The 21,462-nt window shown below is 66.9% G+C and carries 21 protein-coding genes; 11 read left to right on the top strand and 10 right to left on the bottom strand.

Features of this window, described 5'->3' with window-relative positions; genetic code table 11:
- Positions 1-61 precede the first annotated feature (61 nt).
- Positions 62-520 (bottom strand): SH3 domain-containing protein, encoded by a 459-nt coding sequence (locus tag CH339_RS11180; RefSeq protein WP_111434479.1) that lies wholly within the window; start codon positions 518-520, stop codon positions 62-64.
- 452 nt (positions 521-972) lie between these two features.
- On the opposite strand from CH339_RS11180, the gene CH339_RS11175 reads away from it, so the two are divergent.
- From CH339_RS11175 to CH339_RS11165, 3 genes are all read left to right on the top strand, one after another.
- The gene (locus tag CH339_RS11175; RefSeq protein WP_111434442.1) at positions 973-1,959 is read left to right on the top strand and encodes a 2-hydroxyacid dehydrogenase; all 987 of its coding nucleotides are present in this window, start codon (positions 973-975) and stop codon (positions 1,957-1,959) included.
- A gap of 509 nt (positions 1,960-2,468) precedes the next feature.
- The gene (locus CH339_RS11170) at positions 2,469-4,058 is read left to right on the top strand and encodes an ABC transporter substrate-binding protein (protein WP_111434441.1); all 1,590 of its coding nucleotides are present in this window, start codon (positions 2,469-2,471) and stop codon (positions 4,056-4,058) included.
- A gap of 101 nt (positions 4,059-4,159) precedes the next feature.
- Positions 4,160-4,783, top strand: coding sequence for a class I SAM-dependent DNA methyltransferase (locus CH339_RS11165; RefSeq protein WP_111434440.1), 624 nt, complete (start codon positions 4,160-4,162; stop codon positions 4,781-4,783).
- Here CH339_RS11165 and CH339_RS11160 read toward each other — a convergent pair.
- The 6 genes from CH339_RS11160 to CH339_RS11135 all read right to left on the bottom strand — a co-directional run bounded on the left by CH339_RS11160 (position 4,780) and on the right by CH339_RS11135 (position 10,190).
- Complete coding sequence (locus CH339_RS11160) at positions 4,780-5,559, bottom strand: succinate dehydrogenase iron-sulfur subunit (RefSeq protein ID WP_111434439.1); 780 nt, start codon at positions 5,557-5,559, stop codon at positions 4,780-4,782. The genes CH339_RS11165 and CH339_RS11160 overlap by 4 nt on opposite strands.
- A gap of 38 nt (positions 5,560-5,597) precedes the next feature.
- Positions 5,598-6,500 carry an FkbM family methyltransferase gene (locus CH339_RS11155; RefSeq protein WP_111434438.1) on the bottom strand — a complete coding sequence of 301 codons (903 nt, stop codon included), beginning with the start codon at positions 6,498-6,500 and terminating at the stop codon, positions 5,598-5,600.
- Positions 6,501-6,525: 25 nt separating this feature from the next.
- Positions 6,526-8,361 carry a succinate dehydrogenase flavoprotein subunit gene (gene sdhA, locus CH339_RS11150; protein WP_111434437.1) on the bottom strand — a complete coding sequence of 612 codons (1,836 nt, stop codon included), beginning with the start codon at positions 8,359-8,361 and terminating at the stop codon, positions 6,526-6,528.
- A 4-nt stretch (positions 8,362-8,365) separates the two neighbouring features.
- The gene (gene sdhD / locus CH339_RS11145; protein WP_244669048.1) at positions 8,366-8,746 is read right to left on the bottom strand and encodes a succinate dehydrogenase, hydrophobic membrane anchor protein; all 381 of its coding nucleotides are present in this window, start codon (positions 8,744-8,746) and stop codon (positions 8,366-8,368) included.
- A gap of 13 nt (positions 8,747-8,759) precedes the next feature.
- Positions 8,760-9,158: a succinate dehydrogenase, cytochrome b556 subunit gene (gene sdhC / locus CH339_RS11140; RefSeq protein WP_111434478.1), complete on the bottom strand. Its 399-nt coding sequence runs from the start codon at positions 9,156-9,158 to the stop codon at positions 8,760-8,762.
- A 318-nt stretch (positions 9,159-9,476) separates the two neighbouring features.
- A complete protein-coding gene (locus tag CH339_RS11135) occupies positions 9,477-10,190 on the bottom strand; it encodes a hypothetical protein (RefSeq protein WP_111434435.1) in 714 nt (237 codons plus the stop codon).
- A 75-nt stretch (positions 10,191-10,265) separates the two neighbouring features.
- Here CH339_RS11135 and CH339_RS11130 point away from each other — a divergent pair, with 75 nt between their 5' ends.
- Entirely contained in the window at positions 10,266-11,030 is a 765-nt protein-coding gene (locus CH339_RS11130; RefSeq protein ID WP_170138492.1) for an OmpA family protein, read from the top strand.
- 109 nt (positions 11,031-11,139) lie between these two features.
- Here the strand turns inward: CH339_RS11130 and CH339_RS11125 are convergent, their stop codons facing one another.
- The gene (locus CH339_RS11125) at positions 11,140-11,832 is read right to left on the bottom strand and encodes a sulfate transporter family protein (RefSeq protein ID WP_111434477.1); all 693 of its coding nucleotides are present in this window, start codon (positions 11,830-11,832) and stop codon (positions 11,140-11,142) included.
- 201 nt (positions 11,833-12,033) lie between these two features.
- Between CH339_RS11125 and CH339_RS11120 the strand changes: the two genes are divergently transcribed.
- On the top strand, positions 12,034-13,389 hold the full coding sequence (locus CH339_RS11120; protein ID WP_111434433.1) for an NAD(P)/FAD-dependent oxidoreductase: 1,356 nt from the start codon (positions 12,034-12,036) through the stop codon (positions 13,387-13,389).
- A gap of 9 nt (positions 13,390-13,398) precedes the next feature.
- Here CH339_RS11120 and CH339_RS11115 read toward each other — a convergent pair whose 3' ends face one another.
- Positions 13,399-14,589, bottom strand: coding sequence for an acetyl-CoA C-acyltransferase family protein (locus CH339_RS11115; protein ID WP_111434432.1), 1,191 nt, complete (start codon positions 14,587-14,589; stop codon positions 13,399-13,401).
- A 243-nt stretch (positions 14,590-14,832) separates the two neighbouring features.
- On the opposite strand from CH339_RS11115, the gene CH339_RS11110 reads away from it, so the two are divergent.
- The 6 genes from CH339_RS11110 (at position 14,833) to cowN (ending at position 20,333) form a co-directional block, all read left to right on the top strand.
- Positions 14,833-16,068 carry an ABC transporter substrate-binding protein gene (locus CH339_RS11110; protein WP_111434431.1) on the top strand — a complete coding sequence of 412 codons (1,236 nt, stop codon included), beginning with the start codon at positions 14,833-14,835 and terminating at the stop codon, positions 16,066-16,068.
- Between the two features lie 79 nt (positions 16,069-16,147).
- Entirely contained in the window at positions 16,148-17,824 is a 1,677-nt protein-coding gene (locus CH339_RS11105; protein WP_111434430.1) for an ABC transporter permease, read from the top strand.
- Positions 17,821-18,474, top strand: coding sequence for an ATP-binding cassette domain-containing protein (locus CH339_RS11100; RefSeq protein WP_111434429.1), 654 nt, complete (start codon positions 17,821-17,823; stop codon positions 18,472-18,474). Before CH339_RS11105 ends, CH339_RS11100 begins: the two co-directional genes overlap by 4 nt.
- A gap of 94 nt (positions 18,475-18,568) precedes the next feature.
- Positions 18,569-19,324, top strand: a complete 756-nt coding sequence (locus tag CH339_RS11095; protein ID WP_111434428.1) for an SDR family NAD(P)-dependent oxidoreductase — start codon at positions 18,569-18,571, stop codon at positions 19,322-19,324.
- Between the two features lie 21 nt (positions 19,325-19,345).
- Positions 19,346-19,981, top strand: coding sequence for a Crp/Fnr family transcriptional regulator (locus CH339_RS11090; protein ID WP_111434427.1), 636 nt, complete (start codon positions 19,346-19,348; stop codon positions 19,979-19,981).
- 67 nt (positions 19,982-20,048) lie between these two features.
- The gene (cowN, locus tag CH339_RS11085) at positions 20,049-20,333 is read left to right on the top strand and encodes a N(2)-fixation sustaining protein CowN (protein WP_201240949.1); all 285 of its coding nucleotides are present in this window, start codon (positions 20,049-20,051) and stop codon (positions 20,331-20,333) included.
- 88 nt (positions 20,334-20,421) lie between these two features.
- Here the strand turns inward: cowN and CH339_RS11080 are convergent, their stop codons facing one another.
- Positions 20,422-21,222, bottom strand: coding sequence for an FAD binding domain-containing protein (locus CH339_RS11080; protein WP_111434426.1), 801 nt, complete (start codon positions 21,220-21,222; stop codon positions 20,422-20,424).
- Positions 21,223-21,462 lie beyond the last annotated feature (240 nt).

Raw genomic sequence — 21,462 nt, 5'->3', positions numbered from 1 at the left:
CCGGCGGCCCGGTTTCGCGCGCCTGCGCGTCCGGGCCGATTCTTATCGGCCGTGAAGCCGGCTATTTGATCTTTTCGTCGGGATAAACACCCCAGAGCTGGGTCTGATCGATCCATCCGGACCAGTTTTCGGCGCCGATGCGGCACCATGTCCCATCGCACTCATAGACATTTGCAAGGACGCCCGGCTGGACGAAGGCGGCGGCCGGCGTCGCCGGGTCCGGCTCGCGGTGGACGGTCAGGGATTCCGTCTTTTCCCAGGGCGCGACCAGGGCAGACCGGCGCCCGGACAGCAGGCTGTGGAAGACCCAGCCCTCCTCCCCTTCGGAATCGCGGATGCGGCGCCAGTTCTCGAATTCCTGCACCACCTCGACCGGCAGGCCGGCGCGCACGAAGACCCAACTCACCGCGTGGTCGCGGCCGGGCCCGCGGCGGACATTGATGCGATCGGACTTGAGGCTGACGAAACGGGGCAGCGGCAGGCCGCTCGGTCCGGTCTTGACGTTCTGGGCGTGGGACATCGACGGCACCGAGACCGCGCCGAGGCCGACGGCAAGGGCGATCGCCAGCGGCGTCACCGCGATCCGGCGCGGGCGGCGGGGTGCCTTGTCCTTGCGGCGCGCGCGGCGATCCGCACGCTCCTTTGCAGCCGAAAGATGACGAAAAAAACGCAGCACGATATCCAAACCTTGCAATCGACGGTGTGACGGTATGACAGTCGTTTTCCGCGCCGGCCGGCGGCCACCCGCCTGTCCGGTTTTGCGGCGCGGAACCCGGCATTTTCCTGTCATGCCGATATGGTCAGAATGTGAACTGCGGCAGTCTCACCGGTTTGTCATTTCACGTCGATCTGCTACAGAAGACACCGGTAAAAAAGACGCGCCGCTCCACGCCCCGATGAGGCCGTGGAGTGTGGCATGTTGTCAGTTAAGGACCCCTCAACGGGTCCGGCCGGAAATGCAAGGCGAGGCGGATGGCGAAGAAAAAGCCCCTGGTAGTTGTGACCCGAAAGCTTCCGGACGTGATCGAGACCCGGATGCGCGAATTGTTCGACACGCGCCTCAACGAGACCGATCAGCCGATGACCCAGGCACAGCTTGTCGATGCTGTGAAAACCGCCGACGTCCTGGTGCCGACGCTGACCGACCGGATCGACTCCGCCCTGCTGTCCCAGGCCGGCGAGCAGCTCAAGCTGGTTGCTACCTTCGCCAACGGCGTCGACAACATCGACGTCGACACCGCCAACACCCGCGGCATCACCGTGACCAACACGCCCGGCGTCCTCACCGAGGACACCGCCGACATGACCATGGCGCTGATCCTTGCCGTGCCGCGCCGGCTGGCGGAAGGCATCAAGATCGTCGAGGAGGACGCCTGGAGCGGCTGGTCGCCGACCTGGATGCTCGGCCACCGGATCTGGGGCAAGCGCCTCGGTGTCGTCGGCATGGGCCGCATCGGCACGGCCGTTGCGCGCCGCGCCAAGGCGTTCGGCATGTCGATCCACTACCACAACCGCCGCCGGGTGCCGGCGCCGGTGGAAGAGGAGCTGGAGGCGACCTACTGGGAGAGCCTCGACCAGATGCTGGCGCGCATGGACGTTGTCTCGATCCACTGCCCGCACACGCCCGGCACCTTCCACCTCCTGTCAGCGCGCCGGCTGAAGCTGATGAAGGCGGAGAGCTACATCGTCAACACCGCCCGCGGTGAGGTCATCGACGAGAACGCGCTGGCCCGCATGCTCGATGCCGGGGAACTGGCCGGCGCCGGCCTCGACGTTTTCGAGCACGAGCCGGCCGTCAATCCGCGGCTCGCCAAGTCGCCCCGCGTCCTGCTGCTGCCGCATATGGGCTCGGCCACCATCGAGGGCCGCATCGACATGGGCGAGAAGGTAATCATCAACATCAAGACGTTTATGGACGGCCACCGCCCGCCCGACCGCGTGCTGCCGAGCATGCTCTGATTTTTGGCCCTGAACGGTTCGCCGGACGGGGCCCCTCCTCCCGCATCCCCCAGATCCAGGCCGGCGCCGTTCGGCGCGCCGGCTCGTTTTTGCGCATGGCGACAGCCGCCTGATCCCGCGCCTCGGTCAACGCGTGGGCCTGGTGGTGTGGCCGGTCTCACCCGAGCCCTGGCTCCAGCGTCTCGGCGCTCGCGACCGCGAACTTCTCATCCGACCCATGAGCACAACCGTCCCGGTCCCGAACAAGGCGCTGGACGTTGCCCTATATATGCGTGCATTTCACATATTATAGGTCTGAAAGCCGGCCTGCATCCGACCTTTTCCGGGCTTCGGGTGGACCCTTGCCCCTTGCCGGCCTATGCTGGCGCCGCAATCCGATACCGTGCCCGCTGGCCGCGGCCGTTTCTCGCCGCGCACCGGGCGGCATTCCGACAACCGCATTTCGCGGCCGACTGCCCCACCGGGCAGCGTTTGAGGGATGCCAAATCAACAACGGAGAGAGAGGAACGATGTCAAACAACGACCTGACGAAACTCCTGCAATATGAAGGCCTGACGCGCCGCCGCTTCATGCAGCACGCGGCCGCGCTCGGCATCACCGCCAGCGCCGCCTCGGTCTTCTGGGGCCAGTCGGTGCGCGCCGCCGAGCCGCAGAAGGGCGGCACCTTCCGCCTCGGCATCGGCCACGGCTCGACCACGGACTCCCTCGATCCGGCGACCTTTGAAAACCTCTATATGCAGGTGGTCGGCAGCACCATCTACAACTGCCTGACCGAGGTCGCCAATGACGGCTCGCTGGTGCCGGAACTGGCGGAGTCCTGGGACGTCACCGAGGACGCCAAGACCTGGACCTTCAAGCTGCGCCCCGGCGTTACGTTTCACAACGGCAAGACGATGGACGCGGGCGACGTCATCGCCTCGTTCCAGCACCATATGGGCGAGGACTCCAAGTCGGGCGCCAAGCCGATCGTGGAACAGATCACCGACATCAAGGCCGACGGTGACGACAAGGTCGCCTTCACCCTGAAGGAAGGCAACGCCGACTTCCCGTTCATCGTCAGCGACTACCACCTGGCGATCCTGCCGGCCACGGACGGCAAGGTCGACGCGACGGCCGGCATCGGCACCGGCGGCTACACGATCGCAACCTACGATCCGGGCGTGCGCACCGACCTGAAGCGCTTCGAGACCTACTGGAAGCCGGACCGGGCCCATTTCGACGCCGCCCAGGTGCTCGTCATCATCGACCCGGCGGCGCGCACCAACGCGCTGACCACCGGCGAGATCGACGCCATGGACCGGGTCGACCTGAAGACCGCCCATCTCCTGAAGCGCAACCGCAGCGTCAAGATCGAGGAGGTCAGCGGCACCCAGCACTACACCTTCGCGATGCGCTGCGACATCGCCCCGTTCGACAACAACGACGTGCGGCTGGCGCTGAAGAACGCCATCGACCGCGAGGCGCTGGTCAAGACCATCCTGCGCGGCCACGGCGTCGTCGGCAACGACCATCCGATCGGCCAGTCCAACCGCTTCCACGCCGACGACCTGGAGCAGCGCACCTACGATCCGGAAAAGGCCAAGTACCACCTGAAGCAGGCCGGCCTTTCGGAACTGAAGGTCGATCTTTCCGCCGCCGACGCCGCCTTCCCGGGTGCCGTCGACGCCGCCGTGCTCTACCGCGAGCATGCCGCCAAGGCCGGCATTGACATCAATGTCGTGCGCGAGCCGAACGACGGCTACTGGTCGAATGTCTGGCTGAAGAAGCCGTTCTGCGCCGTCTATTGGGGCGGCCGGCCGACCGAGGACTGGATGTTCTCCACTGCCTACGCCAAGGGCGTGCCGTGGAACGACACCCACTGGGACAACGACGCGTTCAACAAGCTCCTGATCGAGGCCCGTGCCGAGCTCGACGAGGACAAGCGCCGGCAAATGTATTACGAGATGCAGGAACTCTGCCGCGACGATGGCGGCACCATCATCCCGATGTTCGCCAACTACGTGATGGCGACCAGCGACAAGGTCGGGCACGACGAACTCGGCGCCAACTGGAGCCTCGACGGCTTCCGCTGCATCGAACGCTGGTGGTTCGCCGGCTGATCCGCACGGACATCGCTGTGAGACTGGAAATGGCACTGCGAAAGCGGTGCCATTTCTTTTTGGCCTATTGGCATCGGGCATTTGCGGGGCGAGAGTGAGACATGTCCGCCTCGCCCGACGACATCATCGGCCTCTATCAACGCTTCGCCCGCCGCTTCGACGAGGTGCGCGGGCGATATCTGATGGAACGGCGCTGGCTCGACGCCTTCCTGAACCTGATCCCTGCCGGCGGGATTATCCTCGATCTCGGCTGCGGCAGCGGCGAGCCGATCGCTCGTCACATCGTCGATCGGGGATACAAGGTCACCGGCGTCGATAGTGCGCCGGCGATGCTCGCCATGTGCCGGGAGCGGTTTGCGGACCATTCCTGGATCGAAGCCGACATGCGCAGGCTCGGCCTCAGAGCGCGGTTCGACGGCATTATCGCCTGGGACAGCTTTTTTCACCTGAGCGGCACGGACCAGCGAGCGATGTTCCCGATCTTCCGGGCGCATGCGGCGGCGCGGGCGGCGCTGATGTTCACGAGCGGACCGGTGGCGGGCATCGCCATCGGTGACCTCTTCGGCGAACCGCTCTTTCATGACAGCCTCGACCCGCAAGACTATCGTCGGCTGCTTGAGGAAAACGGATTTTCCGTCGTCGACTACGTCGCCGAGGATCCCGATTGCGGCGGCCATACAATCTGGCTGGCGCAATCAATCGGGACGGAATCAGCCGGCACCTAAATCCGCCGCTCGACCATCATCTTCTTGATCTCGGCGATCGCCTTGGCGGGGTTCAGCCCTTTCGGGCAGGCCTTGGAGCAGTTGAGGATGGTGTGGCAGCGATAGAGCTTGAACGGGTCCTCAAGCGCATCGAGGCGGTCGCCGGTGGCCTCGTCGCGGCTGTCGATCAGCCAGCGATAGGCCTGCAGGAGGATGGCCGGGCCGAGATAGCGGTCGCCGTTCCACCAGTAGCTCGGGCAGGAGGTCGAGCAGCAGGCGCACAGGATGCACTCGTAGAGGCCGTCGAGCTTGTCGCGGTCCTCGATCGACTGCTTCCATTCCTTCTGCGGCGTTGGCGTCGTCGTCTTCAGCCAGGGCTCGATGGAACGGTGCTGGGCGTAGAACTGGGTGAGATCCGGAATGAGGTCCTTGACCACCGGCATGTGCGGCAGCGGATAGACCTTCACCGTGCCCTTGATCTCGTCCATGCCCTTGGTGCAGGCGAGCGTGTTGGTGCCGTCGATGTTCATGGCGCAGGAGCCGCAGATGCCCTCGCGGCAGGAGCGGCGCAGCGTCAGCGTCGGGTCGACCTTGTTCTTGATCCAGAGCAGCGCGTCGAGGACCATCGGGCCGCAGTCCTCGGTGTCGACATAGTAGGTGTCGAGGCGCGGGTTGCGGCCGTCATCGGGATTCCAGCGATAGATCTTGTATTCGCGCAGCGACGTTGCGCCTGCCGGTTTCGGCCAGACCTTGCCGTCCGTGATCCGCGAATTCTTCGGCAGGTTGAACTGAACCATAGTCGGGTATCCCTGTTCTTGTCGGCGCAAACCGGCGCTCAGGCGCGGCGTTGCAGGACAACGTTCTCCGTGGTTTCCAGAACGGCGGCAAAGCCGGCTTCCCTCAGGCGGGCAACGGCATCGTGTTGCCACAGCGCGCGGTGCTCGGTCTCCAGCTGCAGCCGGCGCGGCCAGGCTTCCTGCGGCAGGGCGAGCACGGCATCGACGATGCGATCCTCGAACCCCTCCACATCGATCTTCATGGCGGCTATCGCCTCGATCCCCTCGTCCTTGAGGAGTTCGGCGAGGGGCAGTGCCTCGACGGTGACGGCAACGCCGCTCTTGCCGGCGCCTTCGGCCAGCAGCGACGACTGCCCGGCATTGGAGCCGGCATTGGCGAAAAGCGTCACGGTACCGGCCTTCTCGCCGACGGCAATCTGGCGCAGGCTCACGTCGCCGATCCGGCCGCGGTTGGCGGCAGCGTTGGCGGCGAGCTTGGCGTGGGTGCGCGGGGACGGCTCGACGGCCAGCACCTTGCCGCCGGGTGCCATGCGGCGGGCGGCATCGAGGGCGTAGGTGCCGATATTGGCGCCGATGTCGACGACCACATCGCCGGCCTCAAGCCCCTCGAACAGCGCCTCGTGTTCCTCCACCTCCGGCAGGCGCCGGCGGGCAAGGACGATCCGGTCGCAATAGTTCTCCGCCGGCCACAGCCGCCAGCAAAGGCCGCCGGCCATCACGTCGAAGGGACCAGGAAAGGCGCGCGCGGCAAGGCGCCGGAGCGGCTTCTTCAGACCCTTGCGGAGGCCGCGGCGCATGGCCAGACCCCACGCGGCGCGGGCGAAGAACCCCGGGCGCAGGGACCCGAAGGGCGCATCGGCCTCAGCGGGCATGACGACAGGCAGGGATGCGGCTTTCGCCGATCCGTTCTTTCCCGCCATGGCCAGGGCCGTTCCGCTCATGCCGTTCGTCGTTCCTTCGCTTCGCTTAATAGACGCGCGCCTGGGGCTCGATATAGGCGATGTCGTTCGACATGGTGAAGGAGTGCACCGGCCGGTAGTCGATGGTCACCTTCTTGCTGTCGGTGTCGGCAAAGACCAGCGTGTGCTTCATCCAGTTCTCGTCGTCGCGGTCCTTGAAATCCTCGCGGGCGTGGGCGCCGCGCGATTCCTTGCGGTTGGCGGCGGACTCCATGGTCACCACGGCCTGCTCGATGAGGTTGCTGAACTCCAGGGTCTCGATGAGATCGGAGTTCCAGATCAGCGAGCGGTCGGTCACCTTGATGTCGGCGGCCGCCGACCAGACGTCGGCGATCAGGCCGCAGCCCTCGTCCAGGATCTCGCCGGTCCTGAACACCGAGCAGTTGGACTGCATGGTCTTTTGCATGTTCATGCGTAATTCGGCCGTCGGCGTGCCGCCATCGGCGTAGCGGGCCGCATCGAGGCGCGACAGCGCCAGGTCGCCAGCATCGGCCGGCAGATCGCGGTGCTTCTGGCCGGGCTCGATGGTCTCGGCGCAGCGCAGGCCCGCGGCACGGCCGAAGACGACGAGGTCGATCAGCGAGTTGGAGCCGAGCCGGTTGGCGCCGTGGACGGAGGCGCAGGCCGCCTCGCCGACGGCCATCAGGCCCGGGACCACGTGATCGACGTCGCCATCGATCGGGCAGACCACCTCGCCGAAATGGTTGGTCGGGATGCCGCCCATGTTGTAGTGGACCGTCGGCAGCACCGGGATCGGCTCGCGGGTGACGTCGACACCGGCGAAGATCCGCGCCGATTCCGCGATGCCCGGCAGGCGCTTGTGGATGATCTCCTGGTCGAGATGGTCGAGGTGCAGGAAGATGTGGTCGGATTCTTTGCCGACGCCCCGGCCCTCGCGGATCTCGATGGTCATGGAGCGCGAGACGACGTCGCGCGAAGCGAGGTCCTTGGCGCTCGGCGCGTAGCGTTCCATGAAGCGCTCGCCCTCGGAGTTGACCAGATAGCCGCCCTCGCCGCGCACGCCCTCGGTGATCAGGCAACCGGCGCCATAGATGCCGGTCGGGTGGAACTGGACGAACTCCATGTCCTGCAGCGGCAGGCCGGCGCGCAGCACCATGGCGTTGCCGTCGCCGGTGCAGGTGTGGGCGCTGGTGCAGGAGAAATAGGCGCGGCCGTAGCCGCCGGTCGCCAGGATGACCTTGTGGGCGCGGAAGCGGTGCAGGGTGCCGTCGTCGAGATTGATGGCGACGAGGCCGCGGCAGGCGCCGTCCTCCATGATCAGGTCGATCGCAAAAAACTCGATGAAGAACTCGGCGGAGTTCTTCAGGGACTGGCCGTAGAGGGTGTGCAGGATGGCGTGGCCGGTGCGGTCGGCAGCGGCGCAGGTGCGCTGCACCGGGGGGCCCTTGCCGAAATTCTGCATATGGCCGCCGAACGGGCGCTGGTAGATGCGGCCCGATTCGGTGCGCGAGAAGGGCACGCCGTAGTGGTCGAGCTCGTAGACCGCGGCCGGCGCCTCGCGGCACATATATTCGATGGCGTCCTGGTCGCCGAGCCAGTCGGAGCCCTTGACGGTGTCGTACATGTGCCAGCGCCAGTCGTCCGGGCCCATGTTCTGGAGCGAGGCGGCGATGCCGCCCTGGGCGGCGACGGTGTGCGAGCGGGTCGGGAACACCTTGCTGATGCAGGCGGTCTTGAGGCCGGCTTCGGCGCAGCCGACGGTGGCGCGCAGGCCGGCGCCGCCGGCACCGACGACGACGACGTCGAAGGTGTGGTCCTCGAAGGTGTAGGCGCGTCCGTTGACGCCGGGCGCCGAAGCGCCGTTGCCCTTGCTGTCGGCCATGGGGTCAGGCTCCGAAACTGATTTTCAGGATGGCGAAGACGCAGGCGATGCCGACGAGCACGGCAAAGAACACATTGCTCATCAGCGCCAGCACCTTCAGGCCCTCGGAATGGACGTAGTCCTCGATGATCACCTGCATGCCGAGCACCATGTGGTAGAGGCCGGTGAGCACGAAGAACAGCATCAGGATCGCCGCAAACGGCGAGGCGAGCGTCGCGTGGACGTTCTCGTAGCCGGTGCCGGAGGTGACGATGAGGATGACGAGGAAGGCGACCGTCAGCGGCACCAGCGCCACCGATGTCAGGCGCACGATCCAGAAATGCCCGGTTCCTTCCCTGGCGGAGCCGGAGCCGCGGGCGCGGCCGAGCGGGGTTCGCATTGTCATGGTCCGTCTCCCCCTAGCGTACGATGTAGGCGATCACCCAGATCGCGAGCGTCAAAACGAACGAGCCGTAGAGCGAGGCCTGGGCGAGGATCTCGCGCCCGGGGTGCTCCAGTCCGCGGCCGAAGTCCCAGATAAAATGGCGGATGCCGCCGAGCAGGTGGAGCATCAGGGCCCAGGTATAGCCGAACAGGACCAGGCGCCCGAGGAACGATCCGGCAAGGCCGTCGACGAAGGCGAAATAGTCGGGGCCCGCGGCCGCCGCGATCAGCCACCAGGCCAGCAGCACGGTGCCGAAATAGAGCGCCGTACCCGTGATGCGATGCAGGATCGACATCATCATCGTCAGCAGCGGCCGGTAGATCTGAAGGTGGGGAGAGAGCGGCCGGGCGGCCTTCAGTTCGGTGTCGGACATGGTCCTCATTCCGTTGGGGCGAATATCAGAATATTCTAATGTAATCGCCTGAAGAAAAACGGCGACTCCGGTTCCAGTTAGTTTCTAGCGCCCTTGTGCAGCGCAGTCAAAGCAGACGAAGGGAGGGTGCGGGCGACGCGGAACGGCGCGGCGGCGCGCCGCCGTTACCGCCACCTGGCCGAACTCCGCAGGAACAAAAGGCCCTGCCAACCGTTTCGAATAATCGAAATTGAGCGGGGTCCATGAAAGCGATTCTGAACCCGCCATGGCCTGCAACGGACGAAATCGCAGGCTCAACCCAATCGTTGAACGGGCCGTTCAGGCGACATTCACCTCTCGTCTGTGATGTGTATGGCCTCGAAAATGTTCCTTGAAAACGGAAACGCAGAAATGACAAAGATAATTGCCAGTCTGGGGGGCCTGATCGTGGCAGCGCTGGCGCTTGCTTGCGGTCCGGCATCCGCGGCGGTGACACAGAAGGCCTCCGGCCTGAACGCGGTCGCGGAAGCGCCGATCATCCTTGCGCAACAGCACAATCAAAAGCGCAGCAACCGTCAGCAGCGCCGCAAGCAGCGCGCCAACCAGAATCAGCGCCGGAACCAGAACAAGGTCCGCCGCAACCAGCAGCGCCGGGACCAGAAGGCGCGTCAGAACCAGCAGCGCCAGAAGGCGCGGCGGCAGCGCCAGCGTCAGCAGGCCCAGAAGCAGCGGCGCCAGCAGCAGCAGACCCAAAAGAGGCGCCAGCAGCGGCAGGCGCAGCAACAGCGTCAGAAGCGGCAGGCCCAGCAACAGCGTAAGCAGCGCAAGGCCCAGCAACAGCGCCAGCAGCGTAAGGCCCAGCAACAGCGCCAGCAGCGTAAGGCCCAGCAGCGGCGCCAGGAGCGGCAAGCCCAGCAGCGGCGCCAGGACCGCCAGGCCAAACAGCGGCGCCAGGAGCGCCAGGCCAAACAGCGGCGCCAGGAGCGGCAGACCCAGCAACGGCGTCAGGATCGCCAGGCCAAACAGCGGCGCCAGGAGCGGCAGACCCAGCAACGGCGCGCCGACAATCGTGATCGTCGTTTCCGCCGCCGGGTCGACCGACGTCCGGGCCGTCGCCGCGGCGTGGAGTTGCGTCGTCGTCGTTTCGAAGGCCGTCGCGGACGCCCGCGGTTCTATCGCAGCCGCCGGGTCTATGTGGTCGACCGGCGCTACCGCAACCGGTTCCGTCGTGGTCGCAGCGTCTACTACCTGCCGCCGCGCGGCGCAGACATTGCCGCCGCAGCATTCGTGATCGGCGCCTCCGCAGCGTCGGCCGCGGTGATCTATGACGCCCTGTCGGCCCCGCCGGTGGTGGAACCGCCGCGGCGCTACACCCTCGACGAGATCGTCGAGGACCCTGAGGTCCGTCACTATGTGCGCGCCGTCGACGTCGACACCATCAACTTCGCCAGCGGCGAATCGGAAATCACGCCTACGGAACTGGGCAAGCTCGACAACATCGCGGGCGGCATCCAGCGGGTGGTGAAGAACGATCCGGGCGCGCTGTTCCTGATCGAAGGCCATACCGACGCCGTCGGGGACGAAGAGTCCAACCTCGTCCTGTCGGAAGACCGCGCCCTTGCGGTCAAGGTCGCCCTTGTCGAGGAATACGGCATCGACGAGAGCAATCTGGAGGTGGCCGGCTACGGCGAGCAGTACCTGAAGATCGACACGGACGGTCCCTCGCACGAAAACCGGCGCGTTACCGTGCGCAACATCTCCAACCTGATCGCGCAAGGCTCCGCCGACGACGAGGCCGGTTCGGCCGAGTCCGACGAAGGCTTCGCCGACGATCAGGGCGAGGATTTCCAGGACGACCAGTTCCAGGACGACAATGGCGGCGGCCAGCAGTAAGGCCCTTCGCTAGACGCCGGACCCTCTCCGGCGCAGTGTCCGAAACGAACAAGGCCGGGCGGTTCTGCCGCCCGGCCTCTTTTTTCGGGATTTTCGACGACCTGCCGCGCTACGGCATCATCCGCACGCGATCGGAGGCGAGCGCCGGCGCCGGCATGCGCTTGTGCAGCCGGACCATGAAGGCGGCGGCAAACAGCGGCGTGACGAGGTTGAGGATCGGCACCGCCATCAGCGCGGCAATGATCAGGCCGGCCACGAAGATCTGGCCGGTATTGTCCTTGCGCAGCCTTTTCGTCTCGGCCTCGGAGCGGAACCGCCTTGCGGCAAACTCGAAATATTCCCGCCCCAGGAGGTAGCCGTTGGCGATGAAGAAGGCGACGATGTTGATGCCCGGCAGCAGCAGCAGGAGGAGCACCAGAAGGTTCACCGCGATGACGACGCCGGTGAACTTCAGCGCCATCCAGACGCCTTGCAGGATCGGCATCGCCCGCCCCGGCGGATCGCCCGGGAACCGGGTTTCCTCCACTACCTCGGCAACCTCGTCGAGGAACAGACCGGCAAAGATCGAGGCAACCGGCGCGATCAGGAAGCTGAGGCCGACGACCAGGCCGAGGCCGGCGACGATGCCGATGATCGTCTCCACATAGGGGATCGACAGGTCGACGAAAAAGCCGAGCGCGGCCTCCGCGCCGATGAACAGCACGACGAGGAGGGCGAGCGTCAGGCCGAGGGATTTCCAGAGCACGCCGCGGAACGGCGGCGTGAAGACATCGCGAAAGGCATCGATAGCGTCTGAGAGCATGGCTTTTTTCATTGCTAACTGAAACGCAGTTCACATAGGGAGGAGGCCCCGGCGTCGCAAGCGGCCCGGTCCCGGCCCGGGCACCGAGCCTCGAATGTCGCCTGCGGCGGATGTACGCGTATTCCCGGATTCCACCCCGTGCCGCTTGCCGCCGACGGGGAGCCGCCGCACTCTCCCCGCCTGACCACTCCGGAGTTATCCATGTCCGCCAGATACCTTTATCATCCGGCCGCCCATGACGGTGCGCAGCCCGTTCGGTCCTACTGGGAGGCCATCACCGGACCGCTGCGGCGCGAGACGCCGCCGCTTTCCGGCGCCGCGCAGTGCGACGTGGCGGTGATCGGCGCCGGCTATACCGGCCTTGCGGCGGCAGAGGCGCTTGCCGGGACCCATGGCATGGACGTGCGCGTGCTGGAGGCCGGGACGCCCGGCTGGGGCGCCTCGGGCAGGAATGGCGGCTTCTGCTGCCTCGGCGGGTCGTCGTTTTCCACCGAGGACCTCATCCGCCGCTTCGGGAAGGACGCGGCAAGCCGGTTCTACCAGGTCCAGCTTGAGGCCATCGACCAGGCGCGAGCGTTCCTCAAGGCGCGCGACTGCGTCGACGGCTTTGCGCCGTCGGGCGAGATGGTGCTTGCCCACAAGCCGAACCGGATGGCGGAGCTGCGGCATGAGGCGGAGCTCATCAAGGACCTCCTCGGCCTTGAGACGCCGCTCTATTCGCGCGAGGAGCTGGTCGACATGGGCTTTGCCGGCCCCGGCTTTTACGGCGGCGCGCTGGAGCCCTACGGCTTTCCGCTGAACCCGCTCGCCTATGCGCGGATGCGGGCCGAGGCGGCGATCGATGCCGGCGCCAGGGTGCACAGCTTCAGCGCCGTGCGCGACTGGAAGATGGACGGCGGCCGGCACCTCCTCTCCTGCGACACCGGCACGGTCAGCGCGCGCTACGTGCTGGTCGCCACCAACGGATATTCCAGCGAGGCGCTGCCGGAGTGGATGTACGGCCGCACCCTGCCCGTGATGTCGAACATCCTGGTCACCCGCCCGCTCACCGCATCGGAATGGGCCGCGCAGGGCTGGACCACCGACCGCATGTCGTTCGATACCCGGATCATCCTGCACTATTTCCGGAGGTTGCCGGACGGGCGGTTCCTGTTCGGCGGGCGCGGCGCGCTCGATGCCTCGCCGGAGGCAAGGCCGGGCCTGGAAGCCGGGCTGCGGCGCCGCTTCGAGAAGCTGTTTCCGGCCTGGAAAGCGGTCGAGACGGAGTATTGCTGGCAGGGCTTCATCTGCCTTGCCCGCAATTTCGTGCCCTTCGCCGGCCCGATCCCGGGCGTTGAGGGCGCGTTCGCGGCGCTCGCCTATCACGGCAACGGCGTTGCCTTTTCCGGCTGGGCCGGCCAGGCGATCGCCGACCGCATCGCCGGCAAGGACGGCGCGGAGGACGCCGTGCCGGAGATCATGCGCACGCCGCTGAAGCGCTTCGAGACGCCGAACCTGAGGCTCTTGGGCCTCAGGCTGGCGCTCGCACGATATGACTTTATCGACCGGTTCTTGTAAGCGGGCCCGTCAGAGCTTCTCGATCGCCATGGCGATGCCCTGGCCGCCGCCGATGCACATGGTGATGAGGCCGATCTTGCCGCCGGAGCGCTCAAGCTCGTAGAGCGTCTTGACGGTGAGGATCGCGCCGGTGGCACCGATCGGGTGGCCAAGCGCGATGGCGCCGCCATTGACGTTGGTCTTTTCCGCCGGAAAGCCGAGGTCCTTTGCGACCGCGCAGGCCTGGGCGGCGAATGCCTCGTTGGATTCGATGACGTCGAAATCGTCGACCGAAAGGCCGGTGCGCTCCATCAGCTTCCTGACCGCCGGGATCGGGCCGAGGCCCATATAGTCCGGGTCGACGCCGGCATGGGCGTAGCCGAGGATGCGGGCGAGCGGCTTCTTGCCTTCGCGCTCGGCCTTTCCTGCCTCCATCAGCACCACGGCGGCGGCGCCGTCATTGATGCCGGACGCATTGCCCGGCGTCACCGTGCCGTCCTTCTTGAAGGCCGGCTTCAGCTTGGCCATGTCGGCATCGGAGACCTCGGTGCGGACATGCTCGTCGGTATCGAACATCACCGTGTCGCGGCGTACCTTCACCTCGATCGGCAGGATCTGGTCCTTGAAGCGGCCCTCCTTGATGGCCGCTGTCGCCCGCTTGTGGCTCTCGACGGCGAAGGCGTCCTGTTCGGCGCGGTCGAGGCCGTAGCGCTCGGCGACGTTTTCGGCCGTGATGCCCATATGGCCGTGGCCGAAGGGGTCGTTGAGGGCACCGAGCATCATGTCGGTCATCCGCGCATCGCCCATCTTGGTGCCGGAGCGGGAGTTGAGCTGGGCGTGCGGCGCGCGGCTCATGGACTCCGCGCCGCCGGCGAGCGCGGCGTCGACGTCGCCGAGCATGATCGACTGGGCGGCCGAGACGATCGCCTGCAGGCCGGAGCCGCAGAGCCGGTTGACGGTGAGCGCCGGCGCTTCTGCCGGAACCCCCGCCTCCACGGCGACGACGCGGGAGATGTACATGTCCCGCGGCTCGGTGTGGATGATGTTGCCGATGACCACATGGCCGATGGCGTCCGGCGAGATGTCGGCCCGCGACATCGCTTCCCTGGCACAGGCGGCGCCGAGCGCCGATGGCGGGGTGTCCTTCAGCGCGCCACCGAAGGTGCCGATCGCCGTGCGCACCCCGGAGAGAATAACGACATCGCGTGCTTGATCTGCCATGGATTTTTCCTCCCTAATCCTTGCTCCCGCCGGTCTCGTTGTTGTCGCGTGCGGGTTGCATCCAAGAAATCCAGCACCGACCATAGCGCGGCCCGACAGCAGAAAACAGCGTGGATTCCCGGAGGCGTGGGGCATCCGGTGGCGACAGGCCGGTTCACCGATCCGTGTTGGAGCGTGACGGCAAGAACGGTTGGACGGTGAGCGCGCAGAAGCTAAAAGCGTCCGGTCAACAGGAGGAACGGCATGGGACGGGCGAGACGGTTTTTTTTAACGGCGGCCTTTGCGGGTCTCGTCGGCGCCGGCCTTGGCGGCGTGGTGCAGGCGGCCGACGCGCCCGATCCGGGCGACTGGCAGTCCGTCCTTGAGGACGCCGGGGGCGAGACCGTCTATTTCAACGCCTGGGCCGGCGAGGCGCGCATCAACGACTTCATCGCCTGGGTCGGGAACCGGGTGAAGGAGGAGTACGGCGTCACCCTCGTCCATGTGAAGATCGACGATGCGGCGGCCGTCGTCTCGCGGGTGCTGGCCGAAAAGACCGCCGGCAAGACGGAGGGCGGCTCGGTCGACCTGATCTGGATCAACGGCGAGAATTTCGCCGCCATGAAGCGGCAGAACCTTTTGATGACGCCCGGCTGGGCCGACAGGCTGCCGAATTTCAAGGACGTCGACGTCGAGGGGAAGCCGACCGTCGTCAACGATTTCACCGTGCCGACCGAGGGGCTGGAGGCGCCCTGGGGCATGGCGCAACTCGTCTTCTATTACGATAGCGCACGGCTTCCCGAGCCGCCGCGCTCGCCGGAGGCCCTGCTTGAATGGGCGAAGAAAAATCCCGGCCGCTTCACCTATCCGCAGCCGCCGGACTTCACCGGCTCGACCTTCCTGAAGCAGGCGCTCATCGGGCTGGTCGACGACCCGGTCGTTCTGCAGAAGCCGGTGGAGGAGGCCGATTTCGACGCGGAGACGGCGCCGCTCTTTGCCTTCCTCGACGAACTCCACCCGGTGATGTGGCGCTCCGGGCGGGCCTTCCCGCAGAACGCCTCGGCGCTGCGCCAGCTCATTGCCGACGGCGAGACCGATATCGCCTTTTCCTTCACCCAATCCGAGGCAAGCTCCGCCATCGCCCGGAGCGAGCTGCCCGACACCGTGCGCTCCTTCGTGTTCGAGGACGGCACCATCGGCAACACCCATTTCGTCGCCATTCCCTTCAACGCCAACGCCAGGGCCGGGGCGCTGGTCGTCGCCGATTTCTTGATGTCGCCGGAGGCGCAGGCCGAAAAGCAGAAGCCGGAGGTCTGGGGCGACTTCACCGTGCTCGACGTCGCGGGATTGGACGCCGACGACCGGGCGCTGTTCGACGACATCGACCTCGGCGTTGCAACCCTGTCGCCGGCGGAGCTCGGTGCCGCCCTTCCCGAACCGCACCCCTCCTGGATGGTGCGGCTGGAAGAGGCGTGGACGAAGCGCTACGGCGCGCAGTGAGGCGGCAACAACAACGGGGCGGGACGGCAGGGGCAAGGGCCGCCAAGGGAATCGGCCGTTCTTTCAGGTATGCGGCCTGATGCTCCGCCTCGTCCCCTTTCTCGCGATCCTCGTCCTCGTCGGCCCTGTCGCTGCCGGGCTCGCCGGGGCGGCTCTTCCGGCTTTCGGCTACCTGCCCGCCCTCGGCGGCACGGCGTTTTCCCTCGACCCGTTCCGCGCGGTGTTTGCCGCGCCGGGCATCTGGACCTCGATTGGGCTCAGCCTCGGCGTCGGGCTGACCTCGACGGCGATTGCCTTTCTCGCCGTCGTCCTGTTCGTTGCCGGCTGGCAGGCGACGCGGGTCTTTACCGTCCTTACCCAGATGCTGTCGCCGCTCCTTGCCATGCCGCATGCGGCGGCCGCCTTCGGTCTCGCCTTCCTGATCGCGCCGTCCGGCTGGCTGGTCCGGCTCGCCTCGCCCTGGGCGACGGGCATTGCCCGCCCGCCCGACCTCCTCATCGTCAACGATCCGCTCGGCCTTGCCATTGTCGCCGGGCTCGCCCTCAAGGAGATCCCGTTCCTCTTCCTGATGACGCTCGCCGCCCTGCCGCAGACCGACGCGCGGCGGCTGACGGAGGTGACGGCCAGCTTCGGCTATGGCCGCACGGCCGGCTGGATCGTCGCCGTCCTGCCGCGGCTCTATCCGCAGATCCGGCTGCCGATCTTTGCCGTCATCGCCTTTGCCTCCTCGGTGGTCGACGTCGCCCTCATCCTCGGGCCGACGACGCCGGCGCCACTCGCCGTCAGGCTTGTCACCTGGATGAACGATCCCGACCTTGCCATGCGCTTCCAGGCCTCTGCCGGAGCACTCGTTCAATTGGCGACGACCGCTTGTGCCCTCCTGATATGGATTGCCGGCGAAAGATTTTTGGGACGGCTTGCCGGCCCGCACCTTGCCTCGGGCCGCCGGCATGCGAATGACGGACCGCTGCGCGCCGCCAGCGCCGGCGTCATGGTGCTGGTGGTCATCGCCGTCGCCCTCGGCATTGTCGTGCTGGCCGTCTGGTCCTTTGCCGGCTACTGGCGTTTCCCGGACGCGCTTCCCGGTGCGACTACGCTCGCCAACTGGGCGCGGCAGGTGCCGGGTATTTTCGGCCCGCTGGAGACGACCGTCGTCATCGGCATCGCCGCCACGGTCATTGCGCTCGCTCTTTCCCTCGGCGCGCTGGAAAACGAAAAGCGACGCGGCCGGGTGGCCGGCAGCCGGGCCTTGACGCTCCTCTACCTGCCGCTGATCGTGCCGCAGATCGCGTTTCTGTTCGGCCTGCAGGTGCTGTTCATCGCCGCCGGGCTGGACGCCACCGGCGCCGCGCTCGTCCTCTCCCACCTCGTCTTCGTCATGCCCTATGTGTTCCTGTCGCTGGCCGATCCCTGGCGCGCCTTCGACGAGCGCTATGCCACGGTCGCAAAGGGGCTCGGCAGTTCGCCGACCGGCATCTTCTGGCGCGTGCGCCTGCCGATGCTGATCCCCGCCGTGCTGACGGCGGCGGCCGTCGGCTTTGCCGTCAGCGTTGGGCAGTACCTGCCGACGCTCCTCATCGGCGCGGGACGCTGGCCGACCGTGACGACGGAGGCCGTGGCGCTCGCCGCCGGCGGCGACCGGAGGGTGATCGGCGTCTATGCGCTGTTGCAGATGGTGCTGCCGTTCCTCGGCTTTGCCGTCGCGACGCTGGTGCCGCTCCTGTTGTTTTCCCGGCGCCGGGGGCTTGCCGCATGACCGAACGGAGCGCCTCGGGCCTTGTCCTTGAAAACGTCCGCATCAGCCTCAAGGGGCGCATCCTCGTCGATCTGTCACTTGGCGTCGCGCCCGGACGGGTCGCCACCGTCATGGGACCTTCCGGTTCCGGCAAGTCGACGCTGCTCGCCTATGTCGGCGGTTTTCTGGAACCGGCCTTCACGGCCGAGGGCACCGTGCTCCTCAACGGCACGGACATCACCCGTCTTGCGGCGCACCGGCGCCATGTGGGCATCCTGTTCCAGGACGACCTCCTCTTTCCCCACCTCTCCGTTGCCGGCAATCTCGCCTTTGCCCTGCCGGAACGGGTGCGCGGGCGCGCGGCGCGGCGACAGCGCGTGGAGGACGCGCTTATCGAGATCGGGCTGGAAGCCCATGGCGAGCGCGATCCGGCGACCCTTTCCGGCGGCCAGCGGGCGCGGGTCGCGCTGATGCGGGTGCTGCTCTCCGAGCCGCACGCCCTCCTCCTCGACGAGCCCTTCTCCAAGCTCGACGCCACCCTTCGCGCGCAAATCCGCGATCTGGTCTTTGCCAAGGCGCGCGAGCGCGAGCTGCCGGTGCTGCTGGTCACCCACGACCCGGCGGATGCGGAAGCCGCCGGCAACCACGTCGTATCGCTCTCCTCGCCCTGACGATGGTCATTGACAGGGAGTGGTAACCGGCGGTCAAACTCCTACCTTCATGGGAGACTTTTCCCCCTTTGCGGCAAGCCGCCCAGCGAAAGACATGAATGTGCCTGAGAACAGCCAACGCAAGACCCTGGTCCTGACCGGCGCAAGCCGCGGCATCGGCCACGCCACCGTGAAGCGGTTCTCCGCCGCCGGCTGGCGCGTCATTACCTGCTCGCGGCAGGCCTTTTCGGACAAATGCCCGTGGCCGTCGGGACCGGAGGACCACCTCCAGGTCGACCTGTCCGATCCCGACAATCTCGGCATGGCCGTTGCCGAGATGCGCGACCGGCTGGAGGCGAGCGGCGACCGGCTCGATGCGCTGGTCAACAATGCCGGCATCAGCCCGAAGGGCGAGCACGGCGAGCGGTTCGATTCCGTGACGACGCCGATGCATGTCTGGCGCCAGGTGTTCCAGGTCAATTTCTTCGCGCCGATCATGCTGGCGCGCGGCCTCTTCAACGAGTTGAAGGCGGCCCGCGGCTCCATCGTCAACGTCACCTCCATCGCCGGCGGCCGGGTCCATCCCTTCGCCGGCACCGCCTATGCCACCTCCAAGGCGGCGCTCGCCTCGCTGACGCGCGAGATGGCCGCCGACTTCGGCCCGCACGGCATCCGCGTCAACGCCATCGCGCCGGGCGAGATCGACACCTCGATCCTGTCGCCGGGAACGGAGGGCCTCATCGAGGGCATCCCGCTTCGCCGGCTCGGCACGCCGGAGGAGGTCGCCGACACGATCTTTTTCCTGTGCACCGAGCCGAGCTCCTACGTCACGGGCGCGGAAATCCACATCAATGGCGGCCAGCACGTCTGATCGACGGACCGGGCCTTTTCGATGTCCCGCAGCAATCCTCCGGCGCCCGGCCTGCCCGACTGGCTCGGCCAGCTCGACGAAGGCCGTCGCCAGAACTTCGCCGCCGGCGAGATGATTTCGCAGCCGGAGGCGGACGACAACCGCCTCTTCGTCTTGACCTCCGGCCGGGCGCGGATCTGGCTTGCCGGCGAAAGCCGGGCATTGACGCTCGCCCTTCTGGGACCCGGCGGCATCTATGTCACCCATACGAGGGCCTGGGTGGAGGCGCTGGAGGCGGCGGAAACGCGGAGCTGGCCGCTGTCGGAGCTGCGCGCGCTCATTGCGGAGCGCCCGGAGCTGGCGATCGCCGCCCTCGGCGAGATCGGCCAGGTGCTCAGCGGCGCGATCACGCTGATCGAGGACCTGGCGTTCCGGCGGGTCGAGGCCCGCCTCGCGCGGCTCCTCATCACTGAGGCCGGGCGCCAGGGAACGGACGTCGTCCACCTGCCGGAAAGTACCGAGACGCTCGCCAGCCTCTGCGGCACGTCGCGGCAGACGCTCTCGACCCTCCTCAACCGCATGGTCCGGACCGGCCTTATCGCCCGTCCGGACCGGCGCCATCTGGCGATCGCGGACCCGGCGGGCTTGCGCGATATCGCCGAACTGTCAGATGGCTGACAGATCGCCCGAACGGGAGTTGCTATAGCTCGCCGCTCGGAACGTCGCTTTCTGAAGGAGGGAAGGTTTGTCCGAAAAACCCGAAATCGATCGCTACGTCACCTTCAAGGGGCTCGACTGCGATGGCGACGCCGACCGGCTGATCGCCCGGCTGAAGGAGCTGAGCGGGCGCGGCACCGGCTCCAGGTGGGAAGCCTATTTCACAGACAAGCTCGCCCAGAACGCCCGCATGGGCCAGGACCACCTGTTCTTCGTCGGCGCCCACGTCAACACGCTGCGCAGCTTCTTTGAGGAATGCGACGACGCGGACGCGCTGGAACTGCTCGACCATCTGGAGCTGAACTGCTGCTGAGGGCCGTGTTTTTTTCGGGATCGGACAAGAGAAAAGGCGGGCCGCAACGACCCGCCTTTGTTTTCGACCGACGTCGTGATGGCCGGGATCAGCCCGCGGCCTCAATCGCCCGCTTGGCCATGACGACCACCAGGTTGGCGCGGTAGTCCGCCGAGCCGTGGAGGTCGGAGAGCATGTCGTCCGGCGATACCGATGCGCCAGATACCGCGTCAGACGACCAGTTGGACGACAACGCGTCTTCCATGCCGGCATGGCGGAACACGCCCTCATTGCCGGCGCCGGTGACGGCAACGCGGACCTGGCCGTCCTTCATCTTCGCCGCCATCACGCCGCACATGGCATAGCGCGAGGCCGGGTTCGGGAACTTGGCGTAGCCCGCCTTTTCCGGCACCTGGAAGACGACCTTGACGATGATCTCGTCCTCATCCAAAGCCGTTTCGAAGAGGCCCTTGAAGTAGTCGGCGGCGGCGATTTCGCGCTTGTTGGTGACGACGGTGGCGTCCAGGCCGAGGACGGCGGCGGGATAGTCGGCCGCCGGGTCGTTGTTGGCGATGGAGCCTCCGATGGTCCCCATATGGCGGACATGCGGGTCGCCGATCTTGCCGGCAAGAGCGGCCAGCGCCGGGATGGCGCCCTTGACGGCGTCGGAATTGGCGACGTCCGCATGGCAGACGGCGGCGCCGATGGTGACGGTCCCGCCGGAGACGTCGATCCCCTTCAGCTCGTCGAGATTGCGGATGTCGATGACGTCCGAGGGCGCCGCCAGGCGCTGCTTCATGGTCGGGATCAGCGTCTGGCCGCCGGCCAGCAGCTTGGCGTCCTCGTTGCCGGCGATCTGCGAAGCGGCGTCGCTAAGGCTGGACGCGCGATGGTAGTTGGTTTCGTACATTGTTCGGTCCTCTTCTCGCTCACGGGCCGCACCGCACCTTCGGTGCTGGCCCTCCGCGGGGGCGGCCTGACCGGCCGGCGCCCGTTCGGGCTGGCGAACCCGTGACCGGGTTCGGGGGGTTATCACTTACGGGCCTTGCCGCACCTGCGGCGCTGGGCCTGCGCGGGCGCGGCCTGGCCGGCCGGCGCCCATTCGGGCTGGCGAACCCGTTTCGGGTTCGGACATTTCGTAGGCGCGGGC

The sequence above is a fragment of the Rhodobium orientis genome, from assembly GCF_003258835.1.
Lineage (GTDB): Bacteria > Pseudomonadota > Alphaproteobacteria > Rhizobiales > Rhodobiaceae > Rhodobium > Rhodobium orientis.
Note: the sequence above shows the minus strand (reverse complement) of the source record. Positions and strands in the feature narration are given on the sequence as shown.

Coding starts and splice junctions, on each gene's coding strand:
- CH339_RS11180 (WP_111434479.1), bottom strand. CDS start 520: ATGTCCCACGCCCAGAACGTCAAGACCGGACCGAGCGGCCTGCCGCTG.
- CH339_RS11175 (WP_111434442.1), top strand. CDS start 973: ATGGCGAAGAAAAAGCCCCTGGTAGTTGTGACCCGAAAGCTTCCGGAC.
- CH339_RS11120 (WP_111434433.1), top strand. CDS start 12,034: ATGTCCGCCAGATACCTTTATCATCCGGCCGCCCATGACGGTGCGCAG.
- CH339_RS11170 (WP_111434441.1), top strand. CDS start 2,469: ATGTCAAACAACGACCTGACGAAACTCCTGCAATATGAAGGCCTGACG.
- CH339_RS11115 (WP_111434432.1), bottom strand. CDS start 14,589: ATGGCAGATCAAGCACGCGATGTCGTTATTCTCTCCGGGGTGCGCACG.
- sdhA (WP_111434437.1), bottom strand. CDS start 8,361: ATGGCCGACAGCAAGGGCAACGGCGCTTCGGCGCCCGGCGTCAACGGA.
- CH339_RS11125 (WP_111434477.1), bottom strand. CDS start 11,832: ATGCTCTCAGACGCTATCGATGCCTTTCGCGATGTCTTCACGCCGCCG.
- CH339_RS11110 (WP_111434431.1), top strand. CDS start 14,833: ATGGGACGGGCGAGACGGTTTTTTTTAACGGCGGCCTTTGCGGGTCTC.
- sdhD (WP_244669048.1), bottom strand. CDS start 8,746: ATGACAATGCGAACCCCGCTCGGCCGCGCCCGCGGCTCCGGCTCCGCC.
- sdhC (WP_111434478.1), bottom strand. CDS start 9,158: ATGTCCGACACCGAACTGAAGGCCGCCCGGCCGCTCTCTCCCCACCTT.
- CH339_RS11165 (WP_111434440.1), top strand. CDS start 4,160: ATGTCCGCCTCGCCCGACGACATCATCGGCCTCTATCAACGCTTCGCC.
- CH339_RS11160 (WP_111434439.1), bottom strand. CDS start 5,559: ATGGTTCAGTTCAACCTGCCGAAGAATTCGCGGATCACGGACGGCAAG.
- CH339_RS11080 (WP_111434426.1), bottom strand. CDS start 21,222: ATGTACGAAACCAACTACCATCGCGCGTCCAGCCTTAGCGACGCCGCT.
- CH339_RS11095 (WP_111434428.1), top strand. CDS start 18,569: ATGAATGTGCCTGAGAACAGCCAACGCAAGACCCTGGTCCTGACCGGC.
- CH339_RS11100 (WP_111434429.1), top strand. CDS start 17,821: ATGACCGAACGGAGCGCCTCGGGCCTTGTCCTTGAAAACGTCCGCATC.
- CH339_RS11155 (WP_111434438.1), bottom strand. CDS start 6,500: ATGAGCGGAACGGCCCTGGCCATGGCGGGAAAGAACGGATCGGCGAAA.
- CH339_RS11105 (WP_111434430.1), top strand. CDS start 16,148: ATGCTCCGCCTCGTCCCCTTTCTCGCGATCCTCGTCCTCGTCGGCCCT.
- CH339_RS11090 (WP_111434427.1), top strand. CDS start 19,346: ATGTCCCGCAGCAATCCTCCGGCGCCCGGCCTGCCCGACTGGCTCGGC.